The sequence below is a fragment of the Rhodococcus koreensis genome (assembly GCF_900105905.1).
GTDB classification, from domain to species: domain Bacteria; phylum Actinomycetota; class Actinomycetes; order Mycobacteriales; family Mycobacteriaceae; genus Rhodococcus_F; species Rhodococcus_F koreensis.
In genome coordinates this window covers 7,924,856-7,944,037 of sequence record NZ_FNSV01000005.1, presented here as the reverse complement: position 1 = coordinate 7,944,037, position 19,182 = coordinate 7,924,856, and the positions used below count along the sequence as shown (strand labels likewise).

20 protein-coding genes are annotated in these 19,182 nt (G+C 68.4%); 5 read left to right on the top strand and 15 right to left on the bottom strand.

The genetic code is table 11. The features are described 5' to 3' along the window. Window positions 1–27: 27 nt before the first annotated feature. The 10 genes from rpmA to mihF all read right to left on the bottom strand — a co-directional run bounded on the left by rpmA (window position 28) and on the right by mihF (window position 11,034). The gene (gene rpmA / locus BLV94_RS40700; protein ID WP_012688267.1) at window positions 28–291 is read right to left on the bottom strand and encodes a 50S ribosomal protein L27; all 264 of its coding nucleotides are present in this window, start codon (window positions 289–291) and stop codon (window positions 28–30) included. A 42-nt stretch (window positions 292–333) separates the two neighbouring features. Beyond that, window positions 334–645, bottom strand: coding sequence for a 50S ribosomal protein L21 (rplU, locus tag BLV94_RS40695; protein WP_005248081.1), 312 nt, complete (start codon window positions 643–645; stop codon window positions 334–336). 206 nt (window positions 646–851) lie between these two features. Beyond that, the gene (locus BLV94_RS40690) at window positions 852–4,226 is read right to left on the bottom strand and encodes a translation initiation factor IF-2 N-terminal domain-containing protein (RefSeq protein ID WP_072946569.1); all 3,375 of its coding nucleotides are present in this window, start codon (window positions 4,224–4,226) and stop codon (window positions 852–854) included. Between the two features lie 458 nt (window positions 4,227–4,684). Continuing rightward, window positions 4,685–5,104 (bottom strand): nucleoside-diphosphate kinase, encoded by a 420-nt coding sequence (gene ndk / locus BLV94_RS40685; protein WP_012688269.1) that lies wholly within the window; start codon window positions 5,102–5,104, stop codon window positions 4,685–4,687. An 18-nt stretch (window positions 5,105–5,122) separates the two neighbouring features. Beyond that, window positions 5,123–5,533, bottom strand: a complete 411-nt coding sequence (locus tag BLV94_RS40680; protein WP_012688270.1) for a DUF4233 domain-containing protein — start codon at window positions 5,531–5,533, stop codon at window positions 5,123–5,125. After that, window positions 5,530–6,957 carry a bifunctional tetrahydrofolate synthase/dihydrofolate synthase gene (folC, locus tag BLV94_RS40675; RefSeq protein WP_072946568.1) on the bottom strand — a complete coding sequence of 476 codons (1,428 nt, stop codon included), beginning with the start codon at window positions 6,955–6,957 and terminating at the stop codon, window positions 5,530–5,532. Before folC ends, BLV94_RS40680 begins: the two co-directional genes overlap by 4 nt. Continuing rightward, window positions 6,954–9,662 carry a valine--tRNA ligase gene (locus BLV94_RS40670; protein WP_072946567.1) on the bottom strand — a complete coding sequence of 903 codons (2,709 nt, stop codon included), beginning with the start codon at window positions 9,660–9,662 and terminating at the stop codon, window positions 6,954–6,956. Before BLV94_RS40670 ends, folC begins: the two co-directional genes overlap by 4 nt. Before the next feature lie 56 nt (window positions 9,663–9,718). Next, entirely contained in the window at window positions 9,719–9,871 is a 153-nt protein-coding gene (locus BLV94_RS51170; protein WP_009474026.1) for a hypothetical protein, read from the bottom strand. 230 nt (window positions 9,872–10,101) lie between these two features. Beyond that, on the bottom strand, window positions 10,102–10,569 hold the full coding sequence (locus BLV94_RS40660) for an SRPBCC family protein (protein ID WP_072946565.1): 468 nt from the start codon (window positions 10,567–10,569) through the stop codon (window positions 10,102–10,104). A gap of 153 nt (window positions 10,570–10,722) precedes the next feature. Beyond that, complete coding sequence (gene mihF, locus BLV94_RS40655) at window positions 10,723–11,034, bottom strand: integration host factor, actinobacterial type (protein WP_005248100.1); 312 nt, start codon at window positions 11,032–11,034, stop codon at window positions 10,723–10,725. Window positions 11,035–11,248: 214 nt separating this feature from the next. On the opposite strand from mihF, the gene BLV94_RS51645 reads away from it, so the two are divergent. The 3 genes from BLV94_RS51645 (at window position 11,249) to BLV94_RS40645 (ending at window position 12,326) form a co-directional block, all read left to right on the top strand. Next, entirely contained in the window at window positions 11,249–11,377 is a 129-nt protein-coding gene (locus BLV94_RS51645; RefSeq protein ID WP_255315012.1) for a hypothetical protein, read from the top strand. A 72-nt stretch (window positions 11,378–11,449) separates the two neighbouring features. Next, window positions 11,450–12,001 (top strand): HNH endonuclease, encoded by a 552-nt coding sequence (locus BLV94_RS40650; RefSeq protein ID WP_072946564.1) that lies wholly within the window; start codon window positions 11,450–11,452, stop codon window positions 11,999–12,001. A 64-nt stretch (window positions 12,002–12,065) separates the two neighbouring features. Continuing rightward, window positions 12,066–12,326, top strand: coding sequence for a WhiB family transcriptional regulator (locus BLV94_RS40645; protein ID WP_072946563.1), 261 nt, complete (start codon window positions 12,066–12,068; stop codon window positions 12,324–12,326). Window positions 12,327–12,369: 43 nt separating this feature from the next. Here the strand turns inward: BLV94_RS40645 and BLV94_RS40640 are convergent, their stop codons facing one another. The 5 genes from BLV94_RS40640 to BLV94_RS40620 all read right to left on the bottom strand — a co-directional run bounded on the left by BLV94_RS40640 (window position 12,370) and on the right by BLV94_RS40620 (window position 17,648). Beyond that, window positions 12,370–14,418, bottom strand: coding sequence for a S9 family peptidase (locus BLV94_RS40640; RefSeq protein ID WP_072946562.1), 2,049 nt, complete (start codon window positions 14,416–14,418; stop codon window positions 12,370–12,372). 46 nt (window positions 14,419–14,464) lie between these two features. Then, window positions 14,465–15,472: an iron-siderophore ABC transporter substrate-binding protein gene (locus BLV94_RS40635; protein ID WP_072946561.1), complete on the bottom strand. Its 1,008-nt coding sequence runs from the start codon at window positions 15,470–15,472 to the stop codon at window positions 14,465–14,467. A 61-nt stretch (window positions 15,473–15,533) separates the two neighbouring features. Then, window positions 15,534–16,157 (bottom strand): GNAT family N-acetyltransferase, encoded by a 624-nt coding sequence (locus tag BLV94_RS40630; protein ID WP_072946560.1) that lies wholly within the window; start codon window positions 16,155–16,157, stop codon window positions 15,534–15,536. Between the two features lie 103 nt (window positions 16,158–16,260). Further along, window positions 16,261–16,902 carry a 3-oxoacid CoA-transferase subunit B gene (locus tag BLV94_RS40625; RefSeq protein WP_072946559.1) on the bottom strand — a complete coding sequence of 214 codons (642 nt, stop codon included), beginning with the start codon at window positions 16,900–16,902 and terminating at the stop codon, window positions 16,261–16,263. After that, window positions 16,899–17,648 carry a CoA transferase subunit A gene (locus tag BLV94_RS40620; RefSeq protein ID WP_072946558.1) on the bottom strand — a complete coding sequence of 250 codons (750 nt, stop codon included), beginning with the start codon at window positions 17,646–17,648 and terminating at the stop codon, window positions 16,899–16,901. Before BLV94_RS40620 ends, BLV94_RS40625 begins: the two co-directional genes overlap by 4 nt. A gap of 152 nt (window positions 17,649–17,800) precedes the next feature. Between BLV94_RS40620 and pcaH the strand changes: the two genes are divergently transcribed. Further along, window positions 17,801–18,529 (top strand): protocatechuate 3,4-dioxygenase subunit beta, encoded by a 729-nt coding sequence (pcaH, locus tag BLV94_RS40615; protein ID WP_072946557.1) that lies wholly within the window; start codon window positions 17,801–17,803, stop codon window positions 18,527–18,529. Continuing rightward, entirely contained in the window at window positions 18,529–19,170 is a 642-nt protein-coding gene (gene pcaG / locus BLV94_RS40610) for a protocatechuate 3,4-dioxygenase subunit alpha (protein WP_072946556.1), read from the top strand. The genes pcaH and pcaG overlap by 1 nt, the downstream gene beginning before the upstream one ends. Window positions 19,171–19,182 lie beyond the last annotated feature (12 nt).

Below are 19,182 nucleotides of genomic sequence, written 5' to 3'. Positions count from 1 at the left end.
ACGGGACGATGCATACTCGCGGCAGGACTAGACCTCTGCCGCCGCCGGAACGATGTTCACGGTCTTGCGTCCACGCTTGGTGCCGAACTCGACGGCACCGGCGGAGAGAGCGAACAGCGTGTCGTCGCCGCCACGACCGACGTTGACGCCGGGGTGGAAGTGGGTTCCGCGCTGACGCACCAGGATCTCGCCGGCGCTGACGGACTGGCCGCCGAAACGCTTCACGCCGAGTCGCTGAGCATTTGAATCGCGACCGTTACGGGAGCTGGATGCACCCTTCTTATGTGCCATGTTCTTGACCCTCCTCGGGTGAAATCAGCTCTGAAGCTCTAGTTACTTGATGCCGGTGACCTTGAGGACCGTCAGCTTCTGCCTGTGGCCCTGACGCTTGTGGTAGCCGGTCTTGTTCTTGAACTTGTGGATCCGGATCTTCGGGCCCTTGGTGTGCTCGACGACCTCACCCGTGACCGAGATCTTGGCCAGCTTGTCGGCGTCGGTCGTCAGATCGGATCCGTCGACGACGAGAACGGGAGCAAGCGAGACAGCAGTGCCGGGCTCACCCTCGATCTTCTCGACCTTGACGAGGTCACCAACAGCGACCTTGTACTGCTTTCCGCCGGTCTTGACGATCGCGTACGTTGCCATCGGAGGGCTACCCCTTGCTTCTTCGAACTTGCTCGCGCCACAGTGTGCGCGACTGGTCTGGTGTGACGGCTAGCTCGGTCGAGATCGCGCAGCCTTCACAGGTGAGGGCACAGCTGACCTTCATCGCCGAGTAGCGACTGGTCAAGGTTACAGGAAGGCAACCGTTCCGTACAAACCGGCGTCGATTGCCTTCCCGCGTTCCCTCGTCAGTGGTCGGCGTCGACCGGCGGGCCTGCCGGACGTGCCGCGGCCCGTCGACGCCGCGGCTTGCGCGGCGCTGCCTGCGGATCCGCGCCGTCCGACGAGGACGCCGCCGGTCCGCTCACGGTCGAAGCCGACATGGCCGGCTCCGGTTCCGGTGCGTGCTCCGCGCCGGGCTCCGGCGTCGGAATCACGAACACGGTCCCGGCACTCGGGGTTTCGGACACCGGCGCTGCCGCTGCCCTCGACACCCGGCGACTCCTGCGCCGCGTCGGGGCCACCGGCTCCGGTGCGGGCTCGGGTTCCGGTGCGGGTTCGAGTGCGCGCTCCACGACGGGTTCCGGGGTCTCGGCGACCGGAGCCGCTTCGGCCGGTGCCGCTTCGACAACGGGCGCCTCGGCCGCAGCTTCCACGGCTTCCTCGACGACAGCCTCTTCGACGACGGCTACCTCGGCCTCGGGTGCCACGACGGCTTCCGCAGCCACCGCTGCGGGCGCCTCGGCCACGGCCTCCTCGATCCCGGGCAGCTCCGCCTTGTCCGCGGCCGCAGCCTCCGCCTTGTGCGCGGCCTCCTCCTCGTGATGGTGGTGTGCCATCGCGAGAGCGACCGGGTGGGCCCGCTTCACGGTGGCGTCCACCGTCGGGGTCTCCTCGTGCACGGGAGTCTGCGGAGTGTCCCCGCCCGACGACTTGTCGCGCCCCCGCTTCTTGCGGGAACCGCCGGCGTCACCGCCGCGGGAAGACCCGCGTGCACCGGTGTCCTCGGACGTCTTCACCTCGATCGGCTCGGCATGGACGATGATGCCGCGGCCGTGGCAGTGCTCACACGTCGTGGAGAACGCCTCGACCAGGCCGGTGCCCAGCTTCTTCCGGGTCATCTGCACGAGCCCGAGCGACGTCACCTCGGACACCTGGTGGCGCGTGCGATCGCGGCCCAGGGCCTCGGTCAGACGTCGCAGCACCAGGTCGCGGTTCGACTCGAGCACCATGTCGATGAAGTCGACGACGATCATGCCGCCGATGTCCCGCAGGCGCATCTGCCGGACGATCTCCTCGGCAGCCTCGAGGTTGTTCCGGGTGACGGTCTCCTCGAGGTTTCCGCCGGCACCGGTGAACTTGCCGGTATTGACATCGACCACGGTCATGGCCTCGGTGCGGTCGATCACGAGCGTGCCACCGGACGGCAACCAGACCTTGCGGTCGAGCGCCTTCGCCAGCTGCTCGTCGATGCGGTGCGCCTCGAAGACGTCGACGCCGTTGTCCGACGTGTGCTGCGCGAGCCTCGGCATGAGGTCGGGCGCGACGGACTTGATGTACGACTCGACCGTTGACCAGGCCTTCTCGCCCTCGATCACGAGCTTCGAGAAGTCCTCGTTGAACAGGTCGCGGATGACCTTCACGAGGAGATCGGGCTCCTCGTAGAGGGCCTGCGGGTTGCCGGACTTGCCGGATTCCGCCTTCGCGGCCTGAGCCTCGATCCCGGCCCACTGCTCCTGCAGGCGCGTCACGTCGCGGGCCAGTTCCTCCTCGCTCACACCCTCCGACGCGGTCCGGATGATGACTCCGGCGTCCGAGGGCACGATGTCGCGCAGGATGTCCTTGAGGCGCTTGCGTTCCGTGTCGGGCAGCTTGCGGCTGATCCCGGTGGACGTGCCGCCGGGCACGTAGACGAGGAACCGGCCCGCGAGGCTGATCTGCGTGGTCAACCGCGCACCCTTGTGCCCGACCGGGTCCTTGCTGACCTGGACCAGCACCTGGTCGCCGGGCTTGAGCGCCTGCTCGATCTTGCGGGAGTTGCCACCGAGCCCGGCGGCCTCCCAGTTGACCTCACCGGCGTACAGCACGCCGTTGCGGCCGCGGCCGATGTCGATGAACGCCGCTTCCATGCTGGGCAGCACGTTCTGGACGCGCCCGAGGTACACGTTGCCGACCATCGAGGCCGACGCCGACGTGGTCACGAAGTGTTCGACGAGGACACCGTCTTCGAGCACGGCGACCTGCGTCGTCGCGTGCGGTTGCCCGGTGGCGACGCGGTCGCGCACGACCATGACACGGTCGACGGCCTCGCGGCGTGCCAGGAACTCCGATTCCGTGAGGATCGGCGGACGGCGGCGGCCGGCATCGCGGCCGTCGCGGCGACGCTGACGCTTCGCTTCGAGCCGCGTCGAACCGGTGATGCCCTGGACCTCGTCCTTCGAGCGGCTCTTGTTGCGAGGCTCACGCTCGTGCACGACGGTGTTCGGCGGATCGTCCTCGGACGTGGCGTCTCCCGACCCCTCGCCACCGGACTTGCGACGGCGACGACGGCGGCGGCGACGGCTCGAACCGTCGGAGTCACCCTCACCGGTCTCTTCGTCCCCGGACTCCGCTTCCGCCTGCTCGACGTCCGCGGGCTTCTCCTCGGACTCCTTCTTCGGCTTCTCCTCGGGCACCCGGCTCGGTGTCTCCGCGCCCTTCTCCGTGCCCGTGTCTTCGCGGCCCTTGTCCTCGCCCGCGGACTCCTCGGCCTCGGCACCCTCGGTGTCGGTATCGGTGTCCTGTTCGTTCGGCTGCTCGCCCCGGCCGCGGCCGCGGCCGCGACGGCCACGTCGACGACGACGCGGCTGATCGCCGTCGACGTCGGACTCGTCCGATTCGGTGTCGGCGGTTCCGGTGTCCGTGGTTTTCGCGGGCTCGGCGACTTCCTCGCGCGACTCGGCGACGGGCTGCTGCTCGGTGGTGGGTTCGGGCGTCCCGGCGTCCCGGCGACTGCGCCGGCGACGCGGCGGCGTCTCGACCGCCGCGAGGTCGGGCTGCAGGAAGAGCGGGACCTGAGAAACGGCGGGAGTCTCGGCGGGCTCCTCGGCAGCGGGCGCCTCGGCCTGGTAGGCGGCGGTGGTGAACAGGTCGTGCCCGAGGTCGGGTTCGGAAACCGCGGCCTCCTCGGCGACGGGTTCCGGGCTTTCCTGGGCCGGGGCTTCCTCGGCGGGAGCCTCCGGTGCCTCCGGCTGCTCGGCCTCGGCAGCCTTCTCGGCCTCGGCAGCCTTCTCGGCGACCGCTTCCTCGACGTCCGCAACCGGTTCCGGAGTCACCTCGACGACGGCCTCCGCAGCCGGGGCCGCCGCTTCCGGTGCAACCTCGGCGGGCGCCTCGGCAGGAGTGGTCTCCGCAGCGGTGAATCCGGCGTATACCCGCTCGGCGATGTCGCGTTGCAGGCTCGACTGCGCACTGCGCAGTTCCAATCCGAGGGCCGCGGCCTCGGCGAGAACCTGCTTGCTCGTCACGCCCAGCAACTTCGCGAGGGCGTGAACGCGAATCTTCTCCGGAAGAGCGGGAACCGCGCTCCCGGCGGTGGCCGTATCGTTCGGCTCTGAATTTGTGGGCGGCGCTTGATCGGCCACGTAGTCTCCTCAGCCCCCGGGCGCGTCCACTCCCCTGTCTGGGAATGTCACGCGGCCACGCGAGGGCGCAGTATGTGTACTCGCGCCCCAGATGTGAGCGCGAGATTGTCTGGTCTCGCTCCACACAGCGCGTGCAGTGTCCGTTTTCACTGCACACCCATGTAGTGCCTTGCGGATGGCCGTGGTCCGCGGTGCGAGCGCCTGATCATCCAGCGTGCCGATACGCCCAGGTATTTCCTGTTGACGTAGGGGCAGCGATGAAGGGCATCGAGCCGTGGTGTCATCCGGTCGAAGCCACGTGGTGCACAAATTGCGGTCCGACCACCCTCAGTATCCCACACGTGTGCCGCGGTCCGTGCCAGCGGCGCACGTATCGTTCTGGAACATGTTCCGTTCGCGATGGCGCCGCCGGCCCGGAGGGCAGGTCGGTGGATCGAGGGGTGGGTGGAGAGGGTGGGTCAGTTGGCGGCGAACTGGGGGAACCAGAGGGCGATCTCGCGCTCGGCGGACTCGACCGAGTCGGAGCCGTGGACGAGGTTCTCCTGGGCTTCGAGCCCGAAATCACCGCGAATCGTGCCCGGAACAGCCTTCTCGACCGGGTCGGTGCCGCCGGCGAGCTGCCGGAACGCCGCGATCGCCCGGGGACCTTCGAGGACTGCCGCGACGAGCGGGCCGCCCGTGATGAATTCCAGCAGGCCGGGGTAGAACGGGCGGCCTTCGTGCTCGGCGTAGTGGGCGGCGGCGATGTCGCCGGGAGCGGTGCGCAGCTCGAGCGCGGAGATCGTCAGACCCTTCCGCTCGATACGACCGAGGATTTCTCCTACATATCCGCGGGCAACGGCATCGGGCTTGATCAGTACAAGGGTGCGCTCAGTCACGGCGCACAGCCTAAATGGTCAGCCGCGCTGCCCCGGCAGCAGGCCCCGCTCCATTCGCTGACGCACATTCCGGCGGAAGTAGAGGAGGTAGCCCCACAGGATGGCGAAGACCACCCCGACCGAACCGATCGACACGTGGACGAAGAAACCGAGCAGGAGCCCCACCTGCAACAACAGGTTGTACTTCATCGCCCAGGGGCGGCCCTGCAGGCCGGCCCCGAGGATCATGAGCACCGCGAGCCCCACCAGGTACGTCCCGGACCACCAGGTGAGTCCGCCGCCGACCGTCGCGACGACCGGCAGGGCGAGAAGCACCACGATCGCTTCCAGGATCAGCGATCCCGCGACCACGCCGCGGAAGCCCTTCCACGGGTCCTTGGTCGGCGGGCCGAACTCCGGTTCCGAAGCACGGGGGTCCTGCTCGCTCACGCTGGGTCCTTTCCGAAGAGGGTGCGGGCCGCACCGGCGGTCACCACGGATCCGGTGACCACGACGCCCGCCCCCGATACTGCCTCACCGGGCTCGGCGACCTCCTCGGCCAGTCCGATGGCCGTTTCCAGCGCGTCCGCGAGGGTCGGCGCCACCACGACCCGTTCGTCGCCGAACTTTGCGACCGCGAGATTGGCGAGATCCTCGACGTCCATCGCCCGCGCCGAACCGTTGTGGGTCACCACGAGCTCGTCGAACACCGGTTCCAGCGCCGACAGAATGCCGTCGACGTCCTTGTCCCCCATCACGCTGACGACGCCGACGAGCTTGCGGAAGTCGAATTCGGCTGTCAGCGCGGCGGCGAGCGCACGGGCGCCGTCCGGATTGTGCGCGGCGTCGAGGAAGACGGTCGGTGCGCTGCGCACGCGTTCGAGCCTGCCGGGATTGACGACCGAGGCGAACCCCTCCCGGATCGCGTCCTGGTCGAGCTGCCGTTCCGGGCCTGCACCGAAGAACGCCTCGACCGCCGCGAGCGCGAGGGACGCGTTACGCGCCTGGTGCTCCCCGTGCAGGGGCAGGAAGATGTCGGTGTAGACCCCGCCGAGGCCCTGCAGTTCGAGCTGCTGGCCGCCGACGGCGATCTGCCGGGCGAGCACCGTGAATTCGGAGCCCTCCCGCGCGACCGCGGCATCCACCTCGACGGCACGGCGGAGCAGCACGTCCATCACTTCCGGCGTCTGTTCGGCGAGGATGGCGACCGTGTCGCGGGGCACGAGCGCGTCCTCGCGACCCTTCTTGATGATGCCGGCCTTCTCCTGCGCGATCCCGGCGAGGTCGTCGCCGAGATACTCCGCGTGGTCGAGGCTGATCGGGGTGATCACCGCGATCTGCCCGTCGATGACATTGGTTGCGTCCCAACGCCCGCCGAGGCCCACCTCGACGACGGCGACGTCGACGGGCGCCTCCGCGAACGCGGCGTACGCCATCGCGGTGAGCACCTCGAACTTGCTCATCGCCGGGCCGCCCGCCGCCTGCGACTGCTGGTCGATCATCTGCACGTACGGTTCGATCTCCCGGTACGTGTCGACGTAGCGGCGCGGCGACACCGGGCGCCCGTCGATGCTGATCCGCTCGGTGGCGAGCTGCAGGTGCGGGCTGGTGGTGCGGCCCGTGCGCCGGTTCAACGCGGTGAGCAGTGCGTCGACCATCCGCGTCACCGACGTCTTGCCGTTGGTGCCGGTGACGTGGATCGCCGGGTACCCGTGCTGCGGTGACCCGAGGATGTCCATCAGGGCCGCGATTCGGCTCAGCGACGGCTCGATCTTCGTCTCGGGCCACCGCTTGTCGAGTTCCGCCTCGACCAGCGTCAACTCCGCGAGGTCGACGGGGCTGACTTCCTCCGGCGTGAAGTCGGGCGAGGTCACGCGCCTTCCAGCTCCTTCAATCGCTTGGTGATGCGTTCGATTTCTTCTGTCGCGATCTGCTGACGCGTCCGGATCTTGTCCTTGACGGCGTCGGGAGCCTTGGCCAGGAACGCCTCGTTGGAGAGCTTCGCGGTGGTTCCGGCGAGTTCCTTCTGCGAGGCCGCGAGGTCCTTCTCCAGCCGCGCCTTCTCGGCGCCGAGGTCGACGTTGCCGGACGTGTCGAGGTCCACCGTGACGGTCGCCTTGCTCAGGCGCACCTCCACCGAGGCCGACGCGGCGAACCCGTCCTCCGGGTCCGTCAGCCGGGCCAGCGACGTAACCGCGGCGAGTTGCGTGTTCAGATCGGCCTCGGCGATCCCGCTGATCCGGGCGGGCACCCGCTGCGACGGCTTGAGACCCTGATCGCTGCGGAACCGGCGCACCTCGGTCACCAGGCGCTGCATGTCCTCGACACGCTGCGCCGCAACCACATCCGCGGCGTCCTCCGCTGCCTGCGGCCACTGCGCCACGACGACGGACTCGCTACCGGTGAGCGCCTTCCACAGGGTCTCCGTGACGAACGGGATGACCGGGTGGAGCAGGCGCAGCAGCGCGTCGAGGACGTTGCCGAGCACTGCCCTCGTGTTCGCCGCGACCGTGTCGTTCTCGGCGAACTGCACCTTGGCCAGCTCGAGGTACCAGTCGCAGACCTCGTCCCACGCGAAGTGGAACAGCGCCTCGCACGCCTTGCTGAACTCGTACCGGTCGAACGCGGTGTCGACGTCGCCGCGCACCTGGTCGAGGCGGTCGAGGATCCACCGGTCCGCGTCGGTCAGTTCGCCGCGGGCGGGCAGCGACGCGGGTGCGGCCCCGTTCATGAGGGCGAATTTGGTCGCGTTGAACAGCTTGGTCGCGAAGTTCCGGGACGACTGCGCGTGATCCTCGCCGACGGACAGGTCGCTGCCGGGGTTGGCGCCGCGGGCCAGCGTGAAGCGGAGCGCATCGGCGCCGAAGCGGTCGACCCAGTCGAGAGGGTCGATGCCGTTGCCCCGCGACTTCGACATCTTCTTGCCGAACTGGTCGCGAACGAGGCCGTGCAGGAACACGTCCTGGAACGGCATCTGCGGTCCGGACTTGCCTTCGCTGAACACCCCGTCGCTTCGCTCGCCCCGCCCGGCAATCGCGTCGTCCTCCGACACGTACGTGCCGAACATCATCATCCGCGCCACCCAGAAGAACAGGATGTCGTAACCGGTGACGAGAACACTTGTGGGATAGAACTTCTCGAGCTCGGGCGTCTTCTCGGGCCAGCCCATGGTCGAGAACGGCCACAGCCCGGAGGAGAACCAGGTGTCGAGGACGTCGGGGTCCTGCACCCAGCCCTCGGGCGCGGTCTCGTCCGGTCCGAAGCACGCGACCTCGCCGTCGGGGCCGTACCAGATCGGGATCCGGTGACCCCACCACAGCTGCCGCGAGATGCACCAGTCGTGCATGTCGTCGACCCAGGCGAACCATCGCGGTTCCTGACTCGCCGGGTGAATGACGGTGTCACCGTTGCGGACCGCGTCACCCGCCGCCTTCGCGAGGGACTCGACCTTCACCCACCACTGCAGCGACAGGCGCGGCTCGATGGACTCGCCGGTGCGCTCGGAATGCCCGACGCTGTGCAGGTAGGGCCGCTTCTCGGCGACCACGCGGCCCTGCTCGGCGAGCGCCTCCCGCACCTTGACCCGCGCCTCGAAGCGGTCGAGACCGTCGAATTGCGTTCCCGTGTCGGCGATCGTGCCGGTCTTGTCCATGATGGTCGGCATCGGCAGGTTGTGTCTCAGGCCCATCTCGAAGTCGTTGGGGTCGTGCGCCGGAGTGATCTTGACGGCGCCGGTGCCGAATTCGGGGTCGACGTACTCGTCCGCGATGATCGGGATGTCGCGGCCGGTGAAGGGGTGCTCGAGCGCCGTCCCGATCAGGTGCTTGTAGCGCTCGTCATCGGGGTGGACGGCGACGGCGGTGTCGCCGAGCATCGTCTCGACACGGGTGGTGGCGACCACGACGTGCGGTTCGTCGTCGTTCAGGGAGCCGTACCGCAGGGAGACCAGCTCACCCTCGACGTCCTCGAACTTCACCTCGATGTCGGAGATCGCGGTCTGCAGCACGGGCGACCAGTTGACGAGTCGCTCGGCCCGGTAGATCAGACCGTCGTCGTACATGCGCTTGAAGATGGTCTGGACGGCGCGGGAGAGCCCGTCGTCCATGGTGAACCGGTCGCGGCTCCAGTCGACACTGTCACCGATGCGGCGCATCTGGCCGCCGATGGTGCCACCGGACTCCCGCTTCCAGTCCCACACCTTGTCGATGAACAGTTCGCGGCCGAAGTCTTCCTTCGTCTTGCCGTCGACGGCGAGCTGCTTCTCGACCACGGTCTGCGTCGCGATGCCCGCGTGGTCCATGCCCGGCAGCCACAGCACCTCGTAGCCCTGCATCCGCTTGCGTCGGCTCAGCGCGTCCATCAACGTGTGGTCGAGAGCGTGACCCATGTGCAGGCTGCCGGTCACGTTGGGCGGCGGCAGAACGATGGAGTACCCCGGCTTCTCGCTGTGGGGGTCCGCGCGGAAGTAACCGGCGTCTACCCAGCCCTGATACAGATCGTCCTCGACGGAACTGGGGTCCCAGCTCTTCGGGAGGGCATCGGCACGGTTCTGGGGATTTTCTGGAGCTGCACTGGTCACCCGTCGAGTCTAATGAACGCGCGGACAACCCACGACGGGGCTACCGTGCGGCCCCGCTACTGGTCGCTGAACAGCGCGCGGTGCACTTCGGTGGCGGTGCGGTGTTCCGGGTCGACGGGACGCAGCGCCTCGCCGGCGTCTTCTCCGCCTGCCTGGGATCCTGCGGTGCTGTGCAGCTCGGAGAAGAGCTGCACGTGGTGGTCGTTCAAGGGATTCCTCCGGTTCGTCTGCCGCATCCGATGCGGCAACCACTCGAGAATGTCGAGTATGCATCGAAACCCCCGCCGATCGGCGGCGACACGGCGATGGCGCGCCGGTGGTAACGAAATGCGCTGACCCGACGACTATCCGGGCGCGCCTGCCGGAACCGGCGGCACACCGACCTCGCTGACCGCAACCCCCGACTGCGGTCAGCGAGGTCGACACATCAGCCACCGCACTATTCGCCCCGGCCGCTTTCGGCGTCCTGCTTGGCGAACACGAGCTGAATCTCCCAGCCTTCGACATTGCCCTCGATAGCGGACGCGCGACGCTCGGCGCGCGGGTACAGGGCGGCGAATCCGGACTCGACGACGCGCAGCAGGGTGCCACCGTCCCGCTCGGACAGGAAGAATTCGACCAGGGTGGACGTGCCCTCCACGAGGGGCCGTGCGGGATCGTCTCCGCCGCGGAACGAGACGTAGTGGGGAGCGTCGGACTTCACGGGAAGAATCGGGAAGCGTCCGTACGGGGGGAACTCCACGACGAAGACGTCGCCTTCGCGTGTGGTGGTGGTCTTGCCGGGATCTCCGTCGCCGATGAACCAGCCGGGTTCACTCACCAGCCGGAACACCCGCTCCATGGGGGCGTCGATCTGGATCTCGCGCTCGATCCTGTCCTGGGACGTATCCGCAACGCTCGTGATCATCCTCACCTCTCGACAATGTGCTACCCCACGGTTGCACATCGACGGTTCCTTGCGCAACCCTCAGGTTGCACTAGCGGGGCAGAGGGCAGGAAAGACGCGTCCGGGCGCCCGCCCGTCGCCGGAAGGCGATGGGGCGGGCACCCGGGGAACGTGTCAGCTGAAGTGCGCCAGCAGGGCGTCGCGCTGACGGTCACCGAGGCCACGGAGGCGGCGCGTCGGGGCGATCTCCAGGTTGGCCATGATCTCCTGGGCCTTCACCTTGCCGATCTTCGGCAGGGCTTCCAGAATGGCGCTGACCTTGGTCTTTCCGATGATGTCGTCGACATCGGCCTTGGAAAGGACCTGCTTGAGGGTGATGTCACCGGACTTGAGCTTGTCCTTGAGCTCTGCGCGTGCCTTACGAGCGGCGGCGGCCTTCTCGAGAGCTGCTGCCCGCTGTTCGTCAGTGAGCTGTGGAAGTGCCACGGTGTCTCCTTCATTCGGGGTACGTATCGAACACCGTAGCGAGAGAACCGCTACTTCACCGCATCCATCGGACGTGTCGCGCGTCCTGTCCGATTCGACACGCCCCGGCTCACAGGTCCGACGGCGCGAAAATTGCCAGGACGCGGGCGGTGCGCTGTGTCATGCTCGACGTGTTCCGATCGGTTCACACGTCGACTCGAGGAAGGAAGTAGCGATGCGCGCACTGCCCACAGCAAGCGCAGCCCGGTTGCAGCCGTCACGCACGGGCGCCGCATCCTTCCCCGCCGGCAGGCAAGGCGAACGCGGGATCATGCCCGCCGCGAAGACCCAGCGCTCCGCCTGACACGCCGGAATCGACGACCGTCGCCCGGCGTGCCTCCACCGCCGCGAACCGACGACAGAACCGAGAACACCCGTGAGGTACGTATCCCGTAACCCGCCCTCGACCACCCTCGACGCCCGCACCTGGTCACGCGCGGCCGTGCTGGTCCTCAACGTCACATACGAGGCGCTCTGTGAGATTCCCGCGGAACGCGCAGTAGTGCTGATCAGTGTCGGCGCGGCCGAGACGGTCACCGATCGGGAGCCGCCGTTTTCGATCCGGTCGCAGCACGTCGAGATCAGCCTGCCGCAGACCATCCGTCTGCTGCGGTACGTCTACGTCCAGCACTCCGTGCTGGTGACCGACAGCAGTCGCGCGACGTTCGCGGGCGTGTTCCGTCGCGACCGCAATCGTTGCGGCTACTGCGCCGAACCGGTCGCGACGACGATCGATCACGTGCTGCCGAGGAGCCGCGGCGGCCCGAACACGTGGGCCAACCTCGTGGCGTGCTGCGCCCCCTGTAACCAGAGGAAGGCCGATCGCACACCGGAGGAGGCAGGGATGCCGCTCCTGTGGGAGCCGAAGGCGCCGCGGCACATCGAAAAGGCGCAACGGCAGATCTGGCGGGATCTCGCGGCGGTGTAGCCGCGAGATCCCCGGGTATTCCGCCTCCACCGACCGAGTTCTCCCGGAAAGGGGAGATTTCCCGATGACCGACGTCCTGGACACCACCCTGTCCACACTGCTGCCCGTCTCCGACGATCCCGCCGGATGGGTCGACGCCGCGTGCCGCAACGACCCCGAGCCGGACCGGTGGTTCCCTTTCCCGACAGAGGATTTCGCGTACGCGCGTGACGTGTGCCGGCACTGCGCGCTGCGGATCCGCTGTGAGCTCTTCGCCAGGGCGACCGCTCAGTCCGGGGTGTGGGGCGGCAAGGAGTTCGACCGGGGCCGCGAGAGGCGGGCGTGACTCCGCCCGGCGCGGCCCCTGCCCCCGCCCTACCTGCTGACGCCTACTTGCCCAGGATCTCGGGCAGCGCGACGTCCTCGCCCCGCACGTGCTCCGAGAGGAACGACAGCACCACCTGGTACCAGACCTTCGCGTTCTGCGGGGTGAGGATCCAGTGGTTCTCGTCGGGGAAGTAGAGGAAGCGGTGGTCGGTGACCCCGTCGTCGTCCGCGGGCAACCCCGACTCGGACAGCAGCTCGAACCACAGCCGCAACCCGTCACCGATCGGGACGCGAAAGTCCTTGTCGCCGTGGATGACCAGCATCGGTGTCACGATGTCCGCGACGTACAGGTGTGGTGAGTTCTCCACCGCCATCTCGGGCGTCATCTCCCGCTGCCAGTACCAGGCGGCGTCGGTGGTGGGGCCGAACTGGTCCAGCGCCCACAGGCTCGCGTGGGTGACGATCGCCTTGAACCGGTCGGTGTGCCCGGCGATCCAGTTGGCCATGTATCCGCCGAATGATCCGCCCATCGCCGCGGTGCGCTTCTCGTCGATCTCGGGCAGCGCCACCGCGGCGTCGGTGATCGACATGAGGTCGGTGTACGGCGCCTTGCCCCACTTCCCCCAGCCGCGTTCGACGAACGCCTGCCCGTAGCCGGTGGACAGGGCCGGATCCGGCAGCAGCACGGCGTATCCCCGCGCCACCAGAAGCCACGGGTTCCACCGCCACGACCAGGTGTTCCACGAACCCAGGGGGCCGCCGTGCACCCACAGCGCGAGCGGCACCGGCGCGTGGGCAGAGGCGCCGGTCGGCACCGCGAGCCACGCGCGCACCGCCGCGCCGTCCGCGGCGACCGTCTCGACCTCCGTCAGCGTGCCCGGGAGTTCGGGGAGGTCCGCGGGCGCCTTCAGCAGCGACACGGCGCCGGTGGTGATGTCGATGCGCACCGGGTGCGGCGGCGCCGCGTACGACGCCCGCAGCGCGAACACCGTCGACCCGTCCGGAGCGACCTGCAGGTCGGTGTAGGCGGAGTCGTCGGTCGTGACCGGCGTGGGGTCCGCGCCGTCGCGGAGGAGGAAGATCGGTGCGCGCCCGCGGTCGTCGGCGGTCACGAGGAGACCCGAGCCATCGGACAACCAGGCCACGGACGTGGCCCACCGGTCCCATCCGGGCGCCACGTCCGTGACGGTGCCGGTGTCGAAGCTGTACCGGTGCAGCGTGAATCGCGGCGCGGAGTCGGGTGTCGCATGCGATTCCCGCGTGAACACGACGTGCCGTCCGTCCGGGGAGATCACCGGGTCCGACAGGTCGGCGTCGCCGTCGTCGACGAGGACGGTGCGCGCCCCCGTCTCGGTGTCGACGCGCACCAGGATGTTCCGGATCGACGCCAGCGGGCCGGGAACCGTCCACGACGTCACGACGAACGCGCCGTCGTCGCTCAGCGCGTAGTCCGCCTCCCGCAGCGCCGGACCCGGCATCGGTGTGAGGTCGGTGAGCTGCGGCTCCTGCCCGTTCTCCGCGAGCGCGTCCAGCGGGGCGGACAGCAGGTGGGGCACGTCGGGACCGAGATCGTGGTCCCAGTAGCGGATCGGGTAGCCCGTGTGCAGGATCGCCGAGACCTTCTTCTCCTTGCGCTCGGCGCGCACCCGCTCGTCGTCGGCGGACTCGCCGGATCTCCCCAGAACGCCCGTGGTGACGACGAAACGCGGCGCGCACCGGGCCGCACGCACACCGGTGATGCCGCCGCCGCGTCGCGCGACGATCACGGCCTCGCCGCCCCGCGCGGGCAGGCGCCACAGGTCGTCGGGAAGGTCGTCCTCGTCCTGCGTCGGCCGGGAAGACGTGAAGAGCAGGTCGCCGTCACTGGTGAACGTCGCGTTGGACTCCCCGGTGCGGCCGCGGGTGAGCCTGCGCGCCGCGAACTCGCCGGTGGGATCGATCTCCCACAGCGCGGTGACGTACTTCGTCGACTTCTCGTCGAGCGTCGACTGCGCGACGACGAGCCTTCGCCCGTCCGCCGACAGCGCGAGGCCGCCGACGCGACCGAGCGCGAGATAGTCGTCGAGGTCGTCGAAAGGAGTTCCGGCGTGGAGTTCAGGAATGGCGGTCACGAGTCGTTGGTATCACGAACCGGGCTCACCGTCACACATCCGCGTCTCAGGCGAGCAGGGGCGCGACCCGCGGCGGGATCTCGTTCAGTGCGTACGGCAGGCTCAGTACGGTGCTCCACGCCATCGCCTCGGCGGCGTCGTCCTCGAGCGTGATCGTGCGGCCGGCCTTCACCACGTCGAGTTCCTGATAGATCGGCGTCTTGTCGAGTTCCGCGCGCAGCTTGTCGCCGTAGCCGCCGCCCGCGTACCAGACGAGGAGGTCGACGTTCGCCAGCGACAGCTGTTCCGTGCTGATTTCCGCGAAGTTGCCGGTGATCTGTTCCGTCACAGGGGGGTTCACGAAACCGAGTTCGGTGAAGAAGCGGACCTTCGGGTCCTCCGGGCCGTACACACCGAACTGTCCCGGTCCCTTGAGCGCACCGACGAGGACGGTCTTTCCCGCGAACGCCGGGTTGGCGGCCCGGACGTCGGCGAACTGCGTCTCGACGCCGGACACGAGTTCGGCGGCCTTGTCCTTCTTGCCGAGTGCGTCGCCGAGAATCCGCGTCTGGTCCTGCCACGGGACGCCGTAGTCGGCGAACTCCTTGGGCTGCGCGATCGTCGGCGCGATGGCGCTGAGCTTGTCGTACTGGGCCTGGGTGAGGCCGGAGTAGGTGCCGACCACCAGGTCCGGTGCGACCGCGGCGACCTTCTCGAAGTCGATGTTGGTGGACGCCGTGCCGACGATCTCCGGCTTCGCGTCGCCGAGGAGGTCCTGCGCCCACGGCCACACGCCGTAGGGGTAGTCGCCGTACCAGTCGAACGTGCCTGCCAGCGGGCCACCGAGCGCGAGGATCGTGTCCTGGTCGTTGTAGCCGACGCTGACGATGCGCTGCGGGTCCGTCGGCACCTGGGTTTCGCCGTACTTGTGGGCGACGATGGGGCCCGTGGGCTCGTTGCCGCCGCCTTCGCCGTCCGAGCTGCTGCAGGCCGCGGCGAACGCGAGCAGCGCTCCCCCGGTACCCAGGAGGAATCCGCGTCGGCTGACGCCGATCCTCTGTTGTCCCACGTTCATGCGGCGACCCTCTCGTCTACCAGGTTTCCGATCCACTTAGGTAAGGCTTGCCGAGCTTAGCCTAAGGGTTCACGCGGACGGGTTCCCGCCACATCGCCCACAGTGTCGGCCCGCCGTCCGGGATCCGGATCTCACCGGTGACGTCGAAGCCGAACCGCTGGTAGTACGAAATGTTGTCCTTCTTGCTCGACTCCAGGTACGCCGGGATGCCGTCGGCATCACACCGGTCGAGCCGCGACCGCAACAACGCCGTCCCGTAGCCGCCACCCCGCCCCGTGCTCGACGTCCCGATCGTCGCCAGGTACCAGTGCTCGGGGTCCACCGGGTGCGCGTCTTCGACGGTTCCGCTCACCGCGGCCCCGACGCCCAGCCGGGTGCCGAACGCGCGGACCAGCCCCGGCAGACTGAGGAGCGACGACAAAGTCGACTCCTTCCAGCCGCCCGGCGGATCCCACATGGCGGCCCCGCGGATCACACCGTCGCCGTCCTCGGCCAGTTCGGCCCCGCCCCCGGCGAGGTGGTGATGGCGGATCTCCACCGAGAACAGCCTCGGCAGACCACGCCGCCTGCGCTTCGGATCCGGCCACATCCACACCATCACGGGGTCGTCGAAGAACGCGTCGGCGAGGACCCGCGCCAGTTCGGGGATGTCGGATTTGGTCGCGGCCCGCACGCTCACACCCATGCCCAGAGGGTACGGGCCTGCCATCGCTGTGGGCGGGAACGACCGGCCGCCACCCGCGGTTCGTGTCGGGCGGCGGCCGGTCGGACCTTCTAGGTCGGACCTTCTAGACGGTGGCGTCGACCAGGAGTTTCGCGCCGGTGGCCGCCTGGACGTCCTCGACACTGTGGCCGGGTGCGGTCTCGACGAGCCGCAGGCCGTCGGGGGTGACGTCGATGACGGCGAGATCGGTGACGATCTTCTGGACGCAGCGCTTGCCGGTGTACGGCAGCGTGCACTCCTCGAGGATCTTGTGCTCACCCTTCTTGGTGACGTGGTCCATCATCACGATGACCTTGCCTGCGCCGTGGACGAGGTCCATCGCGCCGCCCATGCCCTTGACCATGGCGCCGGGGACCATCCAGTTGGACAGGTCGCCGTGGCTGCTGACCTGCATGGCGCCGAGCACGGCCACGTCGACGCTGCCGCCGCGGATCATCGAGAAGGAGTCGGAGGAGGAGAAGAACGCGCCGCCGGCGACCACGGTGATGGTCTCCTTGCCCGCGTTGATCAGCTCGGGGTCGACCTCGTCCTCGGTCGGGTACGGCCCGACGCCGAGGATGCCGTTCTCCGAGTGCAGGATGACGTCCTTGCCGGCCGGGATGTGGCCGGGGATCAGGGTCGGCATGCCGATGCCGAGGTTGACGTACTGCCCGTCCTCGAGTTCGGCTGCGACCCGGGCCGCCATCTCGTCACGCGTCCAGCTCATGCCCGCACCGTCCTGTTCTCGATTCCCGTTTCCTGCTTGCCGACCTCGACCACACGCTGGACGAAGATGCCGGGGGTGTGCACCTCGGCGGGGTCGATCTCGCCGGGCTCGACGAGGTGTTCGACCTGCGCGATGGTGATGCGACCGGCGCCCGCGGCGTCGGGGTTGAAGTTGCGGGCCGTCTCCCGGTACACGAGGTTGCCGAGCCGGTCGCCCTTCCACGCGTGGACCAGCGCGAAGTCGGTGCGGATGGCGCGTTCGAGAACGAAGGCCTCCCCGTCGAACTCGCGGGTCTCCTTGGGCTTGCTGGCGACCGCGATGCCGCCCTTGCCGTCGTAGCGGATCGGCAGACTGCCGTCGGCGACCTGCGTTCCGACACCGGCGGGGGTGTAGAAGGCGGGGATGCCCGCTCCCCCGGCGCGCATGCGTTCGGCCAGCGTGCCCTGCGGGGTGAGCTCGACCTCCAGCTCTCCGCTGAGGTACTGCCGCGCGAATTCCTTGTTGGCGCCGACGTACGAGCTGATCGTGCGCCGGATCCGGTGCTGCTCGAGGAGCAGACCCAGACCGAAACCGTCGGTGCCGCAGTTGTTGCTGACCGTCTCGAGGTCGGTCGCACCCTGTGCGAGGAGGGCGTCGATGAGGACCGAGGGGATACCGACGAGGCCGAAGCCACCCACTGCGAGGGACGCTCCGTCGGGGACGTCGGCAACGGCCTCGGCCGCCGTTGCGAAGACTTTGTTGACCATGTGACCCAGGCTACCGCAAAATGTTCGAGTAGTGAACACCCATCCACATTGCGAACATATTGCGCCCCGCCTATTGGCCCCATCACAGAACGCGACTACTATGTGCGAATAGCGGCCGACTGTTCACATCGAGAACGTGAGGATCTTCTTCCATGCTGCATCTGCCAGCCCACTACCAAGCCGGGCACGAAGCCAATGCCCCGCTGCTGTTCCCCGAGTACAAGACGACTCGGCTGCGCAGCCCCAAGAACGACCTGATCCTGATCCCGCAGCGACTCGGCGAGATCACCGGTCCGGTCTTCGGCGACGCCGACGTCACCAAGGGTGAGAACGACATGACCCGCGCCAACGGCGGCGAGGCCCAGGGTCAGCGGATCATCGTCCACGGCCGGGTCCTCGACAGCGCCGGGAAGCCCATCCCCGACACCCTCCTCGAGGTGTGGCAGGCCAACGCCGGCGGCCGCTACCGCCACAAGAACGACTCCTGGCCCGCGCCGCTCGACCCCCACTTCAACGGTGTCGCGCGCTGCCTGACCGACAAGCAGGGCCACTACGAGTTCACGACGATCAAGCCCGGCGCGTACCCGTGGGGCAACCACCACAACGCGTGGCGGCCCGCACACATCCACTTCTCCCTCTTCGGTCAGGCGTTCACCCAGCGCCTGGTCACGCAGATGTACTTCCCGGACGATCCGTTCTTCTTCCAGGACCCGATCTACAACTCGGTGCCCGAAGCGGCGCGCGAGCGGATGATCAGCACGTTCGACTACGACCAGACCCGCGAGAACTGGGCCGTCGGATTCAAGTTCGACATCGTCCTGCGCGGCCAGGACGCCACCCCGTTCGAGGACACGCCGTTCAACAAGACGGAGGGCCACTGATGATCGACACCCAGAACCCGGACGCCCCGCGCTACCCGGTCTTCGCCAAGAGCCAGGACGAGGTGCCGTTCGGCGTCACCCCGTCCCAGACCGTCGGCCCGTACGTCCACATCGGCCTGTTCCCCACGTGGGAGAATAGCGGCGACGCCGTCCCCGAGGATGCTCCCGGACGAATCGACGTGTCCTTCAACGTCATCGACGGCGCCGGTCAGCCCATCGGCGACGCGATGATCGAAACCTGGCAGGCAGATGCCGCGGGGCGGTTCGACAGTCCTGCCGATCCCCGCGGTGCCGCCGAGGCGACTCCCGCCGGATTCCGCAGCCTGGCACGCGTGTTCGCCGACGAGAGCGGCACGATCGTGGTGCACACCGTCAAGCCGGGCACTCTCCCCGCCGAGGACGGCGCAGTCGAGGCCCCGCACATCAACGTCGGGCTCTTCGCCCGCGGCATGCTCGAGCGCCTGTACACGCGCCTCTACTTCCCGGAGGATACGGACGCCCACGCATCGGACCCCGTGCTCGCCGCCGTCCCGGAAGCCGACCGCCCCAAGCTGATCGCGGAGAAGACCGATCGCGGATACCACCTGACGATTCACGTGCAGGACACGGACGGACGGGAAACCCCGTTCTTCGCCCTGTAATCGGCCGCAAAC